Origin of the sequence: Bacillus inaquosorum KCTC 13429 (assembly GCF_000332645.1) — a bacterium.
GTDB classification, from domain to species: domain Bacteria; phylum Bacillota; class Bacilli; order Bacillales; family Bacillaceae; genus Bacillus; species Bacillus inaquosorum.
This window is the reverse complement of the sequence record NZ_AMXN01000010.1, coordinates 90,153-108,316: the sequence shown is the minus strand read 5'-3', so window position 1 is coordinate 108,316 and position 18,164 is coordinate 90,153. Positions and strand designations below refer to the sequence as shown.

Genomic DNA, 18,164 nt, shown 5'->3' with positions numbered 1-18,164 from the left:
AACTGATAACAATTAAGAACCTATGACTCATCATCTCATATAATGTGTTATATGATTTGTGTGCAAGTAGAGGCAGGAGGGAACGTTATGCGGCTTGAGCGTCTGAATTATAATAAGATCAAAATCTTTTTAACCCTCGATGATTTGACAGACCGGGGATTGACAAAAGAAGACCTCTGGAAGGACTCATTTAAAGTCCACCAGTTATTTAAAGATATGATGAATGAAGCTAATACAGAGCTCGGCTTTGAAGCGAATGGACCGATTGCAGTGGAAGTGTATTCTCTCCAAGCACAAGGGATGGTAGTGATCGTAACAAAGAACCAAGACGCCGATTCAGAAGACGATGAGTATGATGATGATTACATCGAAATGCAAGTCAAGCTTGATGAAAGCGCGGACATCATTTATCAATTCCATTCCTTTGAAGATATCATTCAGCTTTCAGAAAGCTTACAGCGAATCGGTATCACAGGGGGAACTGTCTACCACTATGACGGACAGTACTTTTTAAGCCTTGAAGACCTGGGATCACATACGGCTGAGGGGGTTGTGGCGGTTCTTGCTGAATACGGCAATCCGACAACTTTAACGATTTATCGCTTGCAAGAGTATGGTAAGCTCATTATGGACGGTAATGCCGTCGAGACGATACAGACTCATTTTTCATAAGAACGCACGAAAAACTGCTGATTTCACAGCAGTTTTTTTTCGTTAAAAAACATGGAAAAACATAACGTTTATTCTATGCACAGATCATATGAAGGTGTATACTATTCTCTGAAAGGGAGCATGTGAGAAACAGAAGATTCTAGGAGGTTAACTCAAATGGCAGCCGATCGAAACACCGGTCATACAGAAGAGGACAAACTTGATGTATTAAAATCAACCCAAACCGTAATACATAAGGCTCTGGAGAAATTGGGATATCCTGAAGAAGTATACGAACTGTTAAAGGAGCCGATGAGATTATTAACGGTAAAAATACCTGTTCGTATGGACGACGGTTCAGTAAAAATTTTCACAGGTTATCGTGCGCAGCACAATGACTCTGTCGGTCCGACGAAAGGCGGGATACGTTTTCACCCGAACGTAACAGAAAAAGAGGTGAAGGCGCTTTCTATTTGGATGAGTTTAAAATGCGGCATAATTGATCTTCCATATGGCGGTGGTAAAGGCGGAATTGTTTGTGATCCAAGGGATATGTCGTTTAGAGAGCTGGAGCGTCTGAGCAGAGGGTATGTCAGAGCAATCAGCCAAATTGTCGGTCCGACGAAAGACGTGCCGGCGCCGGATGTATTTACAAACTCACAAATCATGGCTTGGATGATGGATGAGTATTCAAGAATTGATGAATTTAATTCGCCTGGATTTATTACAGGCAAGCCGCTTGTGCTTGGCGGATCTCACGGGAGAGAATCTGCGACAGCAAAGGGTGTAACCATCTGTATTAAAGAAGCGGCTAAGAAAAAAGGCATCGATATTAAAGGTGCGCGTGTCGTTGTCCAAGGCTTCGGAAACGCGGGAAGCTATTTGTCGAAATTTATGCACGATGCAGGGGCAAAGGTTGTCGGCATCTCAGATGCATATGGCGGACTTTACGATCCAGAAGGACTCGATATCGATTACTTACTCGATCGCCGCGACAGCTTCGGTACCGTAACAAAGCTTTTCAACGATACCATTACGAACCAAGAGCTGCTGGAGCTGGATTGTGATATCCTCGTTCCTGCTGCGATTGAAAATCAAATTACTGAAGAAAATGCCCATAATATCCGGGCTGAAATTGTCGTTGAAGCGGCAAACGGGCCAACGACACTTGAAGGAACAAAAATTCTTTCAGACCGGGACATTCTGCTTGTACCAGATGTGCTGGCAAGTGCCGGCGGCGTAACGGTTTCTTATTTTGAGTGGGTTCAGAATAACCAAGGCTTCTACTGGAGTGAAGAAGAGGTAGAAGAAAAATTAGAAAAAATGATGGTCAAATCATTTAACAATATTTATGAAATGGCTAAAAACCGAAGAATTGACATGAGACTCGCTGCTTATATGGTCGGCGTTCGCAAAATGGCTGAAGCTTCGCGTTTTAGAGGCTGGATATAAGTTGATGATTTGCATAAAAATAAAAAATCTCCTATGATAAAATAGGAGATTTTTTTATTCGGAAATAGAAAAATATGATGAAATGCCAATCGCAGGAGTTGACGGAAATGATTCAAGAAAAAGCAATAATTATAGGTGGAGGACCTTGCGGATTATCTGCTGCCATTCACCTAAAACAAATTGGCATTGATGCCCTCGTCATCGAAAAAGGCAATGTCGTTAACAGCATTTACAATTACCCGACGCATCAAACCTTTTTCAGCTCAAGTGAAAAGCTTGAAATCGGAGACGTGGCATTTATTACGGAAAACAGAAAGCCTGTCAGAATTCAGGCTTTGTCGTATTACCGGGAAGTGGTCAAGCGGAAAAACATCCGTGTAAATGCGTTTGAAATGGTTCATAAAGTGACGAAGGCGGAAAACAATACATTCGTGATAGAGACGTCAAAAGGAACTTACACGACACCATATTGTATTATTGCAACAGGCTATTATGATCATCCAAACTATATGAACGTACCCGGTGAGGATTTGCCGAAAGTATTCCATTATTTTAAAGAAGGCCATCCGTACTTTGACAAAGATGTCGTCGTCATCGGCGGGAAAAACTCAAGTGTAGACGCTGCGCTTGAACTCGTGAAATCTGGAGCGCGTGTCACAGTTTTATACAGGGGCAATGAGTATTCGCCAAGCATTAAGCCTTGGATTCTGCCTGAGTTTGAATCGCTAGTCAGAAACGGAACAATCCGTATGGAATTTGGCGCTTGTGTAGAAAAAATCACCGAGGATGAAGTTGTATTCCGCTCCGGCGAGAAGGAAATCATCACCATTAAAAATGATTTTGTATTTGCCATGACAGGCTATCATCCCGACCATCAATTCCTTGAAAAAATGGGTGTTGAAATTGATAAAGAAACAGGACGTCCGTTTTTCAATGAAGAAACGATGGAAACAAACGTTGAAGGTATTTTTATTGCCGGGGTTATTGCTGCGGGGAACAATGCAAATGAAATATTTATTGAAAACGGCAGGTTTCATGGAGGACATATCGCAGAGGAAATCGCAAAAAGAGAAAATCATTAAAGAAAGGGAGCATATGATGAATTCGTATGCTCTTTTTGTTTTTTTAAGTGTAGACAGATGTAAAATCATAAACAACATGGTAGGATAGACTTAGGAATATAAAGGAAAGAGGTTGCCTGATGTTTGCAATCATCTCTGCAGGAATTGCCCCTGGCATCGCGCTGTTAAGTTATTTTTATTTAAAAGATCAGTATGATAATGAACCTGTACATATGGTGCTTCGGTCGTTTTTTCTAGGGGTTGTTCTTGTATTTCCCACGATGTTTATCCAGTACGTGCTTGAAAAAGAGAATGTGGGAGGCGGAAGCTTTTTCGTTTCTTTTTTATCTTCGGGGTTTTTGGAGGAATCATTAAAATGGTTTATTTTGATGGTCAGTGTTTACCCGCATGCCCACTTTGATGAGCATTATGACGGGATTGTGTACGGGGCCAGTGTATCGCTCGGTTTTGCAACCCTCGAAAATATTCTATACTTAATCGGTCACGGCGTGGAGCATGCGTTCGTCAGGGCGCTGCTGCCCGTTTCATGCCATGCCTTGATAGGCGTTATTATGGGATTTTACCTTGGGAAAGCCCGTTTTTCCGCTGATAAGACGCGTGTGAAGTGGCTTATTCTTTCTTTAGCAGTCCCGTCACTTTTGCATGGATCGTATGATTTTATCCTCACAGCACTCAGCAATTGGATTTATTATATGCTTCCATTTATGTTATTTTTATGGTGGTTTGGTTTACGCAAAGCGAAAAAAGCCCGTTCCGTCAATATGATGCAAATATAGAAGCCGCACAGAAACCGTGCGGCTTTTTTATGTGCCGATTTATCAAATGAGATTTTATGTTTTGAGGGATAACAAGGAAAGAGTGTATAAAAATAACCTCGTTACAGAAAATACGATTACACTTAAAAATTTGCTGTAGGAGGCTTGAAAAAGATGAAGTCCAAAGGATCGATTATGGCATGTCTCATCCTTTTTTCCTTTACAATAACGACGTTTATCAATACTGAAACCATCGCTGCCTTTTCGAATCAGGTCATTCAAAGAGGGGCAACAGGAGACGATGTGGTCGAACTCCAGGCGCGCCTTCAATACAATGGATACTATAACGGAAAAATTGACGGGGTTTATGGATGGGGAACGTACTGGGCAGTTCGAAATTTTCAGGATCAATTCGGGTTAAAAGAGGTTGACGGCCTTGTCGGAGCTAAAACAAAGCAAACCCTAATATCTAAATCTAAATACTATCGTGAATATGTCATGCAGCAGCTTCAAAAAGGGAATACATTCACGCATTACGGAAAAATTCCGCTGAAATACCAGACGAAACCATCAAAAGCAGCAACACAAAAAGCAAGACAGCAAGCAGAGGCGCGGCAGAAACAGCCTGCGGAAAAAACAACGCAGCAGCCTAAAGCGAATAAACAGCAAAACAATACACCTGCAAAAGCAAGAAAACAGGATGCGGTCGCTGCCAACATGCCTGGCGGATTTTCCAACAATGATATCAGGCTGCTTTCTCAGGCAGTTTATGGCGAAGCCCGGGGCGAGCCGTACGAGGGGCAGGTTGCCATTGCAGCAGTCATTTTGAACCGATTGAACAGCCCGTTATTTCCGAATTCTGTGGCCGGGGTTATTTTTGAGCCGCTTGCCTTCACAGCAGTAGCCGACGGGCAAATTTACATGCAGCCTAATGAAACGGCCCGAGAAGCAGTATTGGATGCGATCAATGGCTGGGACCCATCAGAGGAAGCGCTGTACTACTTTAACCCGGATACAGCTACAAGTCCGTGGATTTGGGGGCGTCCGCAGATTAAAAGAATCGGTAAACACATTTTCTGTGAGTAGCAGGACATGAGAAAGCATAAAAAGAGGTGTGATAAATGATCAGAGGAATTTTAATCGCCGTGCTCGGTATTGCAATTGTCGGTACAAGCTACTGGGGATACAAAGAGCACCAGGAAAAAGACGCAGTTCTTCTTCATGCTGAAAATAACTATCAGCGGGCGTTTCATGAACTTACCTATCAGATGGATCAGCTTCATGATAAAATCGGAACAACACTTGCTATGAACAGCCAAAAATCGCTGTCACCTGCATTGGTAGATGTGTGGAGGATTACATCTGAAGCACATAACAGTGTCAGTCAGCTGCCGCTTACATTAATGCCGTTTAACAAAACAGAAGAGCTATTATCAAAGATCGGCGATTTCAGTTATAAAACGTCAGTCAGAGATTTGGACCAAAAGCCGCTTGATAAAAAAGAGTATACTTCACTAAATAAGCTATATCAGCAATCCGAAGATATACAAAATGAACTGCGTCATGTTCAGCACCTTGTCATGAGCAAAAACCTTCGCTGGATGGACGTAGAGATGGCGCTGGCTTCTGACGAAAAACAAAGTGATAATACGATTATCAACAGCTTTAAAACTGTCGAAAAAAATGTCGGTGCATTTTCCACTGGAACTGATCTAGGCCCGAGTTTCACAAGCACAAAAAAAGAAGAGAAAGGCTTCGGCCATCTGAAAGGAAAACAAATTTCCGAACAGGAAGCAAAACAAATTGCTGAGCGATTTGCCCCGGATGATAATTATTCAATTAAAGTGGTAAAGAGCGGGAAAAAAACAAATCGCGACGTATATAGCATCAGCATGAAAGACCCAGACCATAAAGCAGCGATTTATATGGATATTACGAAAAAGGGCGGGCATCCGGTATATTTGATCCAAAACAGAGAAGTGAAAAATCAGAAAATCAGTTTGAATGACGGATCGAACCGCGCGCTCGCCTTTTTAAAGAAAAACGGATTTGAAACAGATGATTTGGAAATTGATGAAAGTGCCCAATATGATAAAATCGGCGTATTTTCATATGTTCCTGTTGAAAATAAAGTCCGGATGTACCCAGAAGCGATTCGCATGAAAGTAGCCTTGGACGACGGTGAGGTTGTCGGCTTTTCAGCAAGAGACTTCCTAACATCCCACAGAAAAAGAAACATAGCTAAGCCAGCCATTACTGAAGAAGAAGCAAAATCCAAATTAAATAAAAATGTACAAGTGAGGGAAACAAGGCTCGCTTTGATTACAAATGAAGTTGGGCAAGAAGTGTTGTGCTATGAAATGCTCGGAACCATTGAAAACGACACATTCAGGATGTATATTAATGCTAAAGACGGATCGGAAGAAAAGGTTGAAAAACTAAAAAATGCCGAACCTATATATAAAGACCTATAAAAAATAGGAGGAAAGGACTAAATGTCTTTTCCTTTTTTTCATTACATGCTTTAATAAAAAGTGAGTATATTTGAATACGAAAGAGTGAAGTCAATGATGATAGAGATTGGGGAAAATGTACATTTAGAATATATAGAAGAAAATGAATTGAAAAAAGCAAAGAGCAAGGCAGTAAGCATCGAAAACAATGAGCTTTTGATTGCGTACCCTGTTGATGTAGTTACAGGGCGAACTGTGATTTTACATAACGATATGGAAGTAATGGTAGAGTTTGTGGGCAAAGACGAAGTTCCTTACCGCTTTACAAGCCGCATAAAAGGTAAAGTGAAGGACAAACTTCAAATGATCTGTCTTGAAGTGCCTCCTCGTGAAAAAATGAAACGAATCCAGCGCCGCCAGTATGTAAGGTCTGATGCGGTATTGGATGTGCAAATTAAGCCGGCAGATGAAAAAGAAGGGTTCCACACACTTTCCTATAACATCAGTGCAGGCGGCATCGCCGTGATTTTAGCTGATGGCCGTTCTTTTCAATCCGGAGAATCATTGCGCCTTATCATCAGTCTTTCTGAAGAGGAGAACACACGTCAAATAGAAACAGCAGCCGTTGTCAGACGAATCTTTAATGATCCAAAATCCAGGAAACGTAAAATGACCATTGAGTATACGGGAATCGCAGCAAGTGACCAGCAGTTCCTGCTTCAATATTGCATCCGGCGCCAGTTAAATAAGAGAAGAAAGGCCCGGATGGAATAAACATCGGCAAACACTTCCATACTATTTGTGATGGAGGTGCTCCGATGAAAACATTTGAACGGCTGCTAATTAAAATATTGTTTATTCAGGCCATCATTTTACTTAGTGTCCAATTTCTTTTTCACTATCAGCATATTGAACCTTATGTATCAAAAGTGATTCAATATGAAGGGGTGGATAACATGGAGGGGGACAATAAGATTGAAACCTTCAAACATTAATTATTCATCAATTTTTCACCCTTTTTCATAAAGTTCGTGATACAATCCATAGAGGAGAAAAGAGCAAGGAGAGGAATTATGGAAAAGAAATTATCGATTGCAATCGACGGCCCGGCAGCTGCGGGGAAAAGCACCGTTGCCAAAATTGTGGCTGAGAAAAAATCGTACATATATATTGATACAGGAGCGATGTATCGGGCGATTACGTACGCGGCTTTACAGGAAAACGTTGATCTGACAGATGAAGAAAAACTGGCTGAGCTGCTAAAGCGGACAAACATTGAACTGATTACAACAAAAGAAGGACAAAAAGTACTCGTTAACGGCACCGATGTAACCGAGGCGATCAGAACAGATGAAGTCAGCAACCAAGTTTCAATTGCGGCCAAGCATAGAAGCGTCAGAGAAGAAATGGTGAAGCGCCAGCAGCAGCTTGGGGAAAAAGGCGGCGTCGTCATGGATGGACGTGATATCGGGACTCACGTGCTGCCGAATGCAGAAGTGAAGATTTTTCTTTTGGCATCTGTTGAAGAGAGAGCGAAACGCCGTTATGAAGAAAATGTGAAAAAAGGCTTCGATGTCAACTACGAAACATTAATTGAGGAAATTGCAAGAAGAGACAAGCTTGATTCAGAGCGCGAAGTATCTCCCCTGCGCAAAGCAGAAGACGCTCTTGAAATCGACACGACATCTCTTTCTATTCAAGAAGTAGCTGATAAAATCCTTGAGGCAGTGGAGCAAAAGTCCCGCTGATTAAGGCGAATGCCACTTTTTTTGAATTTTTCAACGAAGAAAGAATGTTATTGCTTGACAAACCTGTCCTTTTATTAGAAGTTAATACTAATAAAACTTTTTATTGATCATTCAAAAAACTTTTTTGGATGATTCTTTAATACATATTCGGCTAAAAGCGGGCATGTTTATATGTTCAGCTTTCAAACCGTTTTAATTAAGCTGTGTAGGTTTGGACCAAGGAGGTTATTCAAATGACAGAGGAAATGAATCAAATTGATGTTCAAGTGCCAGAGGTTGGAGATGTAGTTAAAGGGATTGTGACAAAGGTAGAGGACAAGCATGTGGATGTTGAAATTATCAATGTCAAACAGTCCGGCATTATTCCAATCAGTGAATTATCAAGTCTTCATGTAGAGAAAGCATCGGATGTTGTAAAAGTAGACGACGAGCTTGACCTGAAAGTAACAAAAGTGGAAGACGATGCTTTGATTTTATCTAAACGTGCTGTTGATGCAGACCGCGCTTGGGAAGACCTTGAGAAAAAATTTGAAACAAAAGAAGTGTTTGAAGCTGAAGTAAAAGATGTCGTAAAAGGCGGCCTTGTCGTTGATATCGGCGTTCGAGGTTTTATCCCGGCATCACTTGTTGAAGCGCATTTCGTTGAAGATTTTACTGACTATAAAGGGAAAACACTGTCTCTGCTCGTTGTAGAGCTTGACCGTGATAAAAACCGCGTGATCCTTTCACACCGTGCCGTTGTTGAAAGTGAACAAGCGAATAAAAAACAAGAACTTCTTCAGTCTCTTGAAGTTGGAAGTGTACTCGATGGAAAAGTACAGCGCCTGACTGACTTTGGCGCGTTTGTTGATATCGGCGGTATCGACGGACTTGTACACATTTCACAGCTTTCCCACTCCCATGTAGAGAAGCCGTCTGACGTTGTCGAAGAGGGACAGGAAGTAAAAGTGAAAGTATTATCGGTTGACCGTGATAATGAACGTATTTCTTTATCTATCAAAGATACACTGCCTGGACCTTGGAGCCAAATCGGCGAGAAAGTGAAACCTGGTGATGTGCTTGAAGGAACTGTACAGCGTCTAGTAAGCTTCGGTGCCTTTGTTGAAATCCTTCCAGGTGTTGAAGGTCTCGTTCATATTTCTCAAATTTCTAATAAACACATCGGCACGCCGCATGAAGTCCTTGAAGAAGGACAGACTGTAAAAGTGAAGGTTCTTGATGTGAATGAAAATGAGGAGCGCATTTCATTAAGCATGCGTGAACTTGAAGAAGCGCCTAAAGCCGATCAGGAAGATTACCGTCAATATCAGGCGAAGGAAGAAACAAGCACTGGCTTCCAGCTTGGAGATCTGATCGGAGATAAGCTGAATAAACTAAAATAATTGGTGATAAACGTGACTCGAGCAGAACGGAAAAGACAACACATCAATCATGCCCTGTCCACCGGCCAAAAGCGGGAAACGGGTCTTGATGATATTACGTTTGTTCATGTCAGTCTGCCCGATCTTGCATTAGAACAAGTAGATATTTCCACAAAAATCGGCGAACTTTCAAGCAGTTCGCCGATTTTTATCAATGCAATGACTGGCGGCGGCGGACAACTTACATATGAAATAAATAAATCGCTTGCACGAGCGGCTCGTCAGGCTGGAATACCTCTTGCTGTCGGATCGCAAATGTCCGCATTAAAAGATCCCTCAGAGCGTGTTTCGTATGAAATCGTTCGAAAGGAAAACCCAAACGGGCTGATTTTTGCCAACCTGGGGAGCGAGGCGACAGCTGATCATGCAAAGGAAGCAGTTGATATGATTGGAGCGGATGCGCTGCAGATTCACTTAAATGTGATTCAGGAAATTGTGATGCCTGAAGGAGACCGAAGCTTTAGCGGCGCTCTGAACCGCATTGAACAAATTTGCAGCCAGGTCAGTGTACCAGTCATTGTGAAAGAAGTCGGCTTCGGTATGAGCAAAGAATCAGCAGGGAAGCTGTATGAAGCTGGAGCGGCAGCTGTTGATATTGGCGGTTACGGGGGTACAAATTTTTCGAAAATAGAAAATCTCCGAAGACAGCGGCAAATTACTTTTTTTGACTCGTGGGGCATTTCGACAGCCGCAAGTTTGGCGGAAATCCGCTCTTCGTTTCCCGCAAGCACAATGATTGCGTCCGGCGGCCTGCAGGATGCGCTTGATGTGGCGAAGGCAATTGCGCTTGGGGCCTCTTGCACCGGAATGGCAGGACATTTTTTAAAAGCACTGACTGACAGCGGCGAGGAAGGACTGCTTGAGGAGATTCAGCTGATCCTTGAGGAATTGAAAATGATTATGACCGTGCTGGGCGCCAGAACGATTTCTGATTTGCAAAAGGCGCCTCTTGTGATCAAAGGTGAAACCCATCATTGGCTTACAGAGAGAGGGATCGATACGTCCAGCTATAGTGTGCGATAAATATTAAAGCCCAAAACCTTATGAGTTTTGGGCTTTTTGTTTTATGATTTTCGCTTTTTGAAGCTTCCGTTTTGTTCAAGGCTTGTCGCTCCGTCATAGTGAATGGACTGGTCTCGGTCTGATTCGACTCTGCCAGAAGCTTTGAGTTTTTTCTCCTGTCTGTCTTTTCCCATGATCATGCTCCTTAATGTGAGATGGATTGTTTAAAAAAAGCGCTTGGGTTCCATACTGGGAGTATGGAGGAAGCAATATGGAACAATTTTATTACTATTGGTCAATGTGGTTTCTGTGGGTCCTGACAACATTTATTTTTGAAAAGACGAAAAGACGATTTGCCGTCTCTGTCTTTATTTTGACTAATATAATCCTAAGCATACATGACATTACTTTATATTTTTCCCTGAATGCTGCTTATATGATGTTTTTCGTCTGCGGGTGTGTCTATGCCGGGTATTTGGGAATGTATCGTTTTCGTTATCTCATGGTCTTTCTGACGCTTGTTGGCGGGTATGCGTTTGTCTATCTTTTTGCATTATATGATCCGGTTTGGTTCATCATAAAACCTGAGTGGGTTGCCGTTATATTATTAGTGCTTTTGACAGCTTCAGTTGAAAGGGATTTCGAGAAGCAGCTTACCTTATTTGTCCTAGGGATGTGCCAAGGCGAACTGGTGTATTCGTTTGTGATTCAGAAGTTGGCTGGGGGATTGGCTGTCGGCGGCTTTCAATGGCTGAATGCGTGTTCTGCGGGCATGATATTACTGTTTGGCATATCCAAATACGAACAGCTCGCAAGCCAAATTGGTCAAAAAAGCAAAAGATCAAACAAAGGAGCTACCAAAATGTCATGAGTGATTACATCTATCCGATTATTGCTGGGGTCATTGCCGGAGTAGCAACACGGCTTTATATGCTGAAAACGGATTACCGCCAGTATCCGACCTATATTCATGGGAAAGTCATTCATATCGCACTAGGGCTGATCGCGGCTGGTTTAGGGGCAATTATTATGCCGGCGCTTTTGCAGGAGGAATTTACGGCCATCACATTTTTAACGTTGGCCGCGACGCAATTTAGAGATGTCCGAAACATGGAGCGGAACACGCTGACGCAAATGGATTCGTATGAACTTGTCTCAAGGGGAAGCACATATATTGAGGGAATTGCCATTGCGTTTGAAAGCAGAAATTATATTGTGATCTTTACAGCGCTTTTGACAACCTCTGCGTATGTGTTTTTATCCATTTGGGCTGCAATTATAGCGGCTATTGTTTGTTTTTTGCTGGCAATGAAATTTATGTCGGGCAGTGTATTGAAGGATATTGTAGACATCGAGTACATAAAGCCTCACTTTGACGGTCCGGGACTGTTTGTTGATAATATTTATATGATGAATATCGGGCTTCCGGAGAAACAGGAGCTGATTTTAAAGCATGGCATGGGCTTTATTTTAACGCCGAAAAACTTTAATTCAGCAGCGACGATTGCCAACTTAGGGCAGCGCCAGGCGATTTTATTTGATGTTTCCAATGTGCTCGGGGTTTATCGGGACTCAGGCGAGCCGTCTCTGACGCCCATTGCAAAACGGGATTTAAATGACGGGAGAGTGGCAGTTTTTGTTCTGCCGCAAATTAACCACCCCGAAACGGCTGTTCAGATCATCGGCAATGTTCCAACCTTGGAAAACGCGATCAGAATGCCGACAGAATTTATCAAAAAGCAGGATAAGGTGATAGGATGAGCGAATCTCTCACGAAAGTGATTTTGTCTGTGATCACGACTAACCGAAACCGGGCTGCGGGAGGAGCGCCTGTCTTTTTTTGCAATGACCAAAAGGAGATGGAGCTTTTCGCTAAAAATCTTGAGGCGATCCTTGATGGAATAGCGCATAGAATTGGAGATGACGTGTATTTGATCGTGAAACATTTCTAAGAATAGTTGTGATCCCAGTAAAAACTGATATAATAAATGAGTTAAGCCCTTCCTCTGAAGGGTTTCTTTTCATAAAAGTGAATGAAATGATTTTAATAACCGGTTGAAAATTTATGTAAAAATGAAAGCGGCTGGATCGAAAGGAAGGGTACTATGGGTAAACCTGTCGTAGCCATTGTCGGGAGACCAAATGTAGGAAAATCCACAATCTTTAACCGGATTGCGGGAGAAAGAATTTCAATAGTAGAAGATACCCCTGGAGTGACAAGGGATCGGATATACAGCTCGGCTGAATGGCTGAATTATGATTTTAATTTGATTGATACTGGCGGTATTGATATCGGTGATGAGCCGTTCTTAGCGCAAATTCGCCAGCAGGCTGAAATCGCCATGGATGAAGCGGACGTCATTATTTTTATGGTGAATGGCCGTGAAGGCGTAACAGCTGCTGATGAAGAAGTAGCAAAAATTTTGTACCGCACGAAAAAGCCTGTTGTTTTGGCAGTTAATAAACTGGATAACACAGAAATGAGAGCGAATATTTATGATTTTTATTCGCTTGGCTTTGGCGAGCCATATCCAATTTCGGGAACACACGGACTCGGACTGGGTGATTTACTGGATGCCGTTGCAGAGCATTTTAAAAACATTCCTGAAACGAAATATGATGAAGAAGTTGTTCAATTTTGCCTGATCGGGCGCCCGAATGTCGGAAAGTCCTCACTTGTGAATGCGATGCTCGGCGAAGAGCGCGTCATTGTGAGCAACGTGGCGGGAACGACAAGAGATGCTGTTGATACGGCATTTACGTACAACCAGCAGGAGTTTGTCATTGTCGATACTGCCGGTATGCGAAAAAAAGGGAAAGTCTATGAAACGACTGAAAAGTACAGTGTGCTGCGCGCGCTGAAAGCAATCGACCGCTCAGAAGTCGTTGCGGTTGTGCTGGATGGCGAAGAAGGCATTATTGAACAGGACAAGCGCATCGCCGGTTATGCACACGAAGCGGGCAAGGCCGTCGTAATTGTCGTAAACAAATGGGATGCTGTTGACAAAGATGAAAGCACGATGAAAGAATTTGAAGAAAATATCCGTGATCATTTTCAATTTCTTGATTATGCACCAATCCTATTCATGTCAGCCTTAACGACAAAACGGATCCATACGCTGATGCCTGCGATTATTAAAGCGAGCGAAAACCATTCACTTCGAGTTCAAACGAATGTCTTAAATGATGTCATTATGGATGCTGTGGCAATGAATCCGACGCCGACTCATAACGGTTCTCGTTTGAAGATTTATTATGCGACTCAAGTGTCGGTGAAGCCGCCGAGTTTCGTTGTGTTTGTAAACGATCCGGAATTGATGCATTTTTCGTACGAACGCTTTTTAGAAAACCGAATCAGAGATGCGTTCGGTTTTGAAGGGACACCAATTAAAATATTTGCAAGAGCTAGAAAATAAAAAGGTGTGAAGCAAATATGAAAAGAGTCACTATGCTCGGAGCGGGAAGCTGGGGGACGGCACTGGCTTTAGTGTTAGCCGATAATCATCACAATGTAACCATGTGGGGGCACCGTGCAGATCTGATTCATCAAATCAATGATCTCCATGAAAATAAGGATTATTTGCCGAACGTCAAGCTTCCTGAATCAATAGAGGCAACAACGGATATCGAGAAAGCTGTTTCGGATGCAGATTTCATTATCGTTGCGGTTCCGACAAAAGCGATTCGGGAAGTGCTGAGACAGGCTGTGCCTTTTATAACGAAAAAGGCAGTCTTTGTTCATGTCAGCAAAGGCATAGAACCTGATTCGCTCCTGCGCATTTCTGAGATTATGGAAATTGAGCTCCCGAGCGATGCCAGAAAGGATATTGTTGTTCTTTCCGGACCGAGCCATGCGGAAGAAGTGGGGCTGCGGCATCCGACGACCGTTACTGCATCTTCAAAGAGCATGCGGGCAGCAGAAGAGGTGCAGGATTTATTTATTAATCACAATTTCCGGGTGTACACAAACCCTGACGTTATCGGAGTTGAAATCGGGGGGGCTTTAAAAAATATTATTGCCCTCGCCGCAGGAATTACAGACGGTTTAGGGTATGGCGACAATGCCAAAGCGGCTTTGATTACACGCGGACTTGCCGAAATCGCGAGACTCGGAACGAAAATGGGCGGGAATCCCCTGACGTTTTCTGGATTGACAGGAGTAGGCGATCTGATTGTTACGTGCACAAGTGTACATTCCAGAAACTGGCGTGCCGGCAATTTGCTTGGAAAGGGCTACAAGCTTGAAGACGTTCTCGAAGAGATGGGAATGGTAGTCGAAGGCGTCCGCACGACAAAAGCGGCTTACCAGCTTTCGAAGAAATATGATGTGAAAATGCCGATTACAGAAGCACTCCATCAAGTTCTATTTAACGGACAAAAAGTGGAAACTGCTGTTGAATCTTTAATGGCGAGGGGCAAAACCCACGAGATGGAGGATCTGGTCAATACGTTTGAAAATCAAGTGAAGTAAAAGTGTCAATCGTATTGAGGACCGCATATCTTAATTGAACGAAAGCTCGAAAAACAGAAGAACACCCAAGTCTTGGGATCTCCTGAAACATTTTGCCGATTTAGGCAATAGAGGATGCATCTGTGTGTGAAGTCGCATACTATAGCATCGAAGTCCAAGAGAGTGTTTCTTAAACGTGCAGGTGAATATAGTCAATTTGACTGAAGTGAAGGTCCCCCTCTTTGCTTCAGTTTTTTTTTGTTCTATCAAAGGATGGAAAATCTGGTTGATCTTTTCCGGGGCTGTATATTAAAATTAAAATATAACGCTTACATCATACATATCGGGGAGGCGCAGGTCATTGAGTCTGGCATTGATGAAAATGTGGTTTGCACTGGGGTCCATGGGTCTGATGTTTCTGGCTGTAGCTTCCATCTATTTAAGCCGGTTTAAGTTTCAAAATCGGTTTCTGAAGATTGCGGTATCGTCTTTTGCTTACATGTGTATGCTCATATCTGGAATTATTGTGTTTTTCGTGGTATTCAGCGGCCCCGTCAATGAATAAAGCTGTAAAAGGAAGTGCTGTATGGGTAAACTGAAGTGCGCTATAATTTTTGCGGCAGTCGTGTTTTTATCGGGGTGTTTATATCCGAATGAGCGGAAAAGCAGTGTACATGCCATTCCTTATCAGGACCAGCTAAAGCAGGTTCAGTCTGCTGTTGATGAATTTCAAAAGGCTAATGGAGGGCTGCTTCCCATTCAAACAAAAGATATGTCGACACCGCTATATCAAAAGTATCCGATAGACTTTAACCGTTTAGCGCCGAGATATATAGCCGAACCTCCAAGCACGGCATATGAAAGCGGAGGAGACTATCAATATGTGCTTGTTGACGTAGAGAACGATCCGACTGTTAAATTGATTGATCTAAAGATGGCTGAAAAAATCCGCGATGTGAAATTGCGCGTCCAAATGTACCGCCAAGAGCATCAATATCCGCCTTACAAGGATGTGCTATCACGTGATTTATTTACACTCGATGGGAAGAAGCTTGGGGATGGAAGCTCTCTTACAGTGACAAGCCCAATCTCAGGGAATTCCTTGCCGCTTATGATTGACGGAGACGGAGAAATATATGCCGATTACCGGACTGAGCTGGCTTCTTGCCTCAAAAAAAGCAAAAAAACGTTTAAACCCGGTTCTGAAATCCAGGATATGATTTGGCAAGAAACCCCCTTTGTCCCCGCGTTTTCTGTGAAATATACGGTAAATGACAAACAGGAACCTGTTTTTTTAGAAAATGATATGAAAAAGGAATGAACCTTTCTCCCTTGCATACAAATAGGGAGAAAGGTTTTTTTATACTTTAATAGATTGTGGATGGGAAATTTTCTAAAGATGTCATATTGAAATAGGACAACGTCATACACATATAGTGTCCTGTGTTTGATTGAAAGAGCTTAATAAAATTGAGAAGGATAGGAAGTCCGGGAGGGGATCACTTGGAAAAGGTCGATATTTTCAAGGATATCGCTGAACGAACAGGAGGCGATATATACTTAGGAGTCGTAGGTGCTGTCCGTACAGGAAAATCCACGTTTATTAAGAAATTTATGGAGCTTGTGGTGCTCCCGAATATCAGTAACGAAGCAGACCGGGCACGTGCGCAGGATGAACTGCCGCAAAGCGCAGCCGGCAAAACGATTATGACTACAGAGCCTAAATTTGTTCCGAATCAGGCGATGTCTGTTCATGTGTCAGACGGACTCGATGTCAATATAAGATTAGTAGATTGTGTAGGTTACACAGTTCCCGGTGCAAAAGGATATGAAGATGAAAACGGGCCGCGGATGATTAATACGCCTTGGTACGAAGAACCGATCCCATTTCATGAGGCTGCTGAAATCGGCACACGAAAAGTCATTCAGGAACACTCGACCATCGGAGTTGTCATTACGACAGACGGCACCATTGGGGATATCGCCAGAAGTGACTATATAGAGGCTGAAGAAAGAGTTATTGAAGAGCTGAAAGAGGTTGGCAAACCCTTTATTATGGTCATCAACTCAGTGAGGCCGTATCACCCGGAAACAGAAGCCATGCGCCAGGATTTAAGCGAAAAATATGATATCCCGGTATTGGCAATGAGCGTAGAAAGCATGCGGGAAACAGATGTGCTGAATGTGCTCAGAGAGGCCCTCTACGAGTTTCCGGTGCTTGAAGTGAATGTCAATCTCCCAAGCTGGGTAATGGTGCTGAAAGAAAACCATTGGCTGCGTGAAAGCTATCAGGAATCCGTGAAGGAAACCGTTAAGGATATTAAGCGTCTCCGGGATGTAGACAGGGTTGTCGGCCAATTCAGCGAGTTTGAGTTCATTGAAAGTGCCGGGTTAGCCGGAATCGAGCTGGGCCAAGGGGTGGCTGAAATTGATTTGTACGCGCCGGACCAATTATATGATCAAATCCTGAAAGAAGTGGTGGGCGTTGAAATCAGAGGAAGAGACCATCTGCTTGAGCTCATGCAGGACTTCGCCCATGCGAAAACAGAATATGATCAAGTGTCCGATGCCTTAAAAATGGTCAAACAGACGGGATACGGCATTGCAGCGCCTGCTTTAACAGATATGAGTCTCGATGAGCCGGAAATTATACGGCAGGGCTCACGATTCGGTGTGAGGCTGAAAGCTGTCGCTCCGTCGATCCATATGATCAAAGTAGACGTCGAAAGCGAGTTCGCGCCGATTATCGGAACGGAAAAACAAAGCGAAGAGCTTGTACGCTATTTAATGCAAGACTTTGAGGATGATCCGCTCTCCATCTGGAACTCCGATATCTTCGGAAGATCGCTGAGCTCAATTGTAAGAGAGGGGATTCAGGCAAAGCTGTCATTAATGCCTGAAAACGCACGGTACAAATTAAAAGAAACGTTAGAAAGAATTATAAACGAAGGCTCAGGCGGCTTAATCGCCATCATCCTGTAATACCGCAAGACCTCTTTATAGAATGGGAGGTCTTTTTTCTTTGCTCTTAATAATGGAAAAGGATCAAAGAATAGGATGAAAAAAGTAAAAAAAGGAATATTTGTTCGATAAATCACGTTAAATCCTTGACGAGCAAGGGATTGACGCTTTAAAATGCTTGATATGGCT

The 18,164-nt window shown here is 42.9% G+C and carries 20 protein-coding genes; 19 read left to right on the top strand and 1 reads right to left on the bottom strand.

The features are described from left to right. Positions 1–87 precede the first annotated feature (87 nt). From BSI_RS01340 to fni, 11 genes are all read left to right on the top strand, one after another. Entirely contained in the window at positions 88–672 is a 585-nt protein-coding gene (locus BSI_RS01340) for a genetic competence negative regulator (RefSeq protein ID WP_003230533.1), read from the top strand. Positions 673–828: 156 nt separating this feature from the next. Then, positions 829–2,103, top strand: a complete 1,275-nt coding sequence (gudB, locus tag BSI_RS01345) for an NAD-specific glutamate dehydrogenase (protein WP_004398159.1) — start codon at positions 829–831, stop codon at positions 2,101–2,103. 107 nt (positions 2,104–2,210) lie between these two features. After that, positions 2,211–3,185, top strand: coding sequence for a YpdA family putative bacillithiol disulfide reductase (locus tag BSI_RS01350; protein WP_004398157.1), 975 nt, complete (start codon positions 2,211–2,213; stop codon positions 3,183–3,185). A gap of 119 nt (positions 3,186–3,304) precedes the next feature. Continuing rightward, a complete protein-coding gene (gene prsW / locus BSI_RS01355; RefSeq protein WP_004398155.1) occupies positions 3,305–3,961 on the top strand; it encodes a glutamic-type intramembrane protease PrsW in 657 nt (218 codons plus the stop codon). Positions 3,962–4,114: 153 nt separating this feature from the next. After that, positions 4,115–5,026 (top strand): spore cortex-lytic enzyme, encoded by a 912-nt coding sequence (gene sleB, locus BSI_RS01360; protein WP_004398152.1) that lies wholly within the window; start codon positions 4,115–4,117, stop codon positions 5,024–5,026. A gap of 35 nt (positions 5,027–5,061) precedes the next feature. Beyond that, positions 5,062–6,414, top strand: a complete 1,353-nt coding sequence (gene ypeB, locus BSI_RS01365) for a germination protein YpeB (RefSeq protein WP_004398151.1) — start codon at positions 5,062–5,064, stop codon at positions 6,412–6,414. Positions 6,415–6,510: 96 nt separating this feature from the next. Then, on the top strand, positions 6,511–7,167 hold the full coding sequence (gene dgrA / locus BSI_RS01370; RefSeq protein WP_029316850.1) for a cyclic di-GMP receptor DgrA: 657 nt from the start codon (positions 6,511–6,513) through the stop codon (positions 7,165–7,167). Positions 7,168–7,211: 44 nt separating this feature from the next. Continuing rightward, a complete protein-coding gene (locus BSI_RS01375; RefSeq protein WP_004398147.1) occupies positions 7,212–7,388 on the top strand; it encodes a YpfB family protein in 177 nt (58 codons plus the stop codon). 78 nt (positions 7,389–7,466) lie between these two features. After that, positions 7,467–8,141 (top strand): (d)CMP kinase, encoded by a 675-nt coding sequence (gene cmk / locus BSI_RS01380; RefSeq protein ID WP_004398144.1) that lies wholly within the window; start codon positions 7,467–7,469, stop codon positions 8,139–8,141. A gap of 233 nt (positions 8,142–8,374) precedes the next feature. Continuing rightward, positions 8,375–9,523, top strand: coding sequence for a 30S ribosomal protein S1 (rpsA, locus tag BSI_RS01385; protein WP_003225495.1), 1,149 nt, complete (start codon positions 8,375–8,377; stop codon positions 9,521–9,523). 12 nt (positions 9,524–9,535) lie between these two features. Beyond that, positions 9,536–10,585, top strand: coding sequence for a type 2 isopentenyl-diphosphate Delta-isomerase (gene fni / locus BSI_RS01390; protein WP_004398141.1), 1,050 nt, complete (start codon positions 9,536–9,538; stop codon positions 10,583–10,585). A gap of 41 nt (positions 10,586–10,626) precedes the next feature. Here the strand turns inward: fni and BSI_RS01395 are convergent, their stop codons facing one another. After that, positions 10,627–10,758: a YpzI family protein gene (locus BSI_RS01395; RefSeq protein ID WP_004398140.1), complete on the bottom strand. Its 132-nt coding sequence runs from the start codon at positions 10,756–10,758 to the stop codon at positions 10,627–10,629. Positions 10,759–10,835: 77 nt separating this feature from the next. Between BSI_RS01395 and BSI_RS01400 the strand changes: the two genes are divergently transcribed. The 8 genes from BSI_RS01400 (at position 10,836) to spoIVA (ending at position 17,996) form a co-directional block, all read left to right on the top strand. After that, positions 10,836–11,435, top strand: coding sequence for a YphA family membrane protein (locus BSI_RS01400; protein WP_004398139.1), 600 nt, complete (start codon positions 10,836–10,838; stop codon positions 11,433–11,435). Further along, positions 11,432–12,325 carry a YIEGIA family protein gene (locus tag BSI_RS01405; protein ID WP_004398138.1) on the top strand — a complete coding sequence of 298 codons (894 nt, stop codon included), beginning with the start codon at positions 11,432–11,434 and terminating at the stop codon, positions 12,323–12,325. Before BSI_RS01400 ends, BSI_RS01405 begins: the two co-directional genes overlap by 4 nt. Further along, positions 12,322–12,516: a capping complex subunit for YIEGIA gene (locus BSI_RS01410; protein WP_004398137.1), complete on the top strand. Its 195-nt coding sequence runs from the start codon at positions 12,322–12,324 to the stop codon at positions 12,514–12,516. Before BSI_RS01405 ends, BSI_RS01410 begins: the two co-directional genes overlap by 4 nt. A 153-nt stretch (positions 12,517–12,669) precedes the next feature. Further along, entirely contained in the window at positions 12,670–13,980 is a 1,311-nt protein-coding gene (der, locus tag BSI_RS01415; RefSeq protein ID WP_003225506.1) for a ribosome biogenesis GTPase Der, read from the top strand. Positions 13,981–13,997: 17 nt separating this feature from the next. Continuing rightward, positions 13,998–15,035, top strand: coding sequence for an NAD(P)H-dependent glycerol-3-phosphate dehydrogenase (locus BSI_RS01420; protein WP_004398136.1), 1,038 nt, complete (start codon positions 13,998–14,000; stop codon positions 15,033–15,035). A 340-nt stretch (positions 15,036–15,375) separates the two neighbouring features. Further along, positions 15,376–15,579 carry a DUF2768 domain-containing protein gene (locus tag BSI_RS01425; RefSeq protein ID WP_004398135.1) on the top strand — a complete coding sequence of 68 codons (204 nt, stop codon included), beginning with the start codon at positions 15,376–15,378 and terminating at the stop codon, positions 15,577–15,579. A 21-nt stretch (positions 15,580–15,600) separates the two neighbouring features. Then, a complete protein-coding gene (locus BSI_RS01430; protein ID WP_004398134.1) occupies positions 15,601–16,335 on the top strand; it encodes a YphF family lipoprotein in 735 nt (244 codons plus the stop codon). Between the two features lie 182 nt (positions 16,336–16,517). Then, complete coding sequence (gene spoIVA, locus BSI_RS01435) at positions 16,518–17,996, top strand: stage IV sporulation protein A (RefSeq protein WP_004398133.1); 1,479 nt, start codon at positions 16,518–16,520, stop codon at positions 17,994–17,996. The last annotated feature ends 168 nt before the right edge of the window (positions 17,997–18,164 follow it).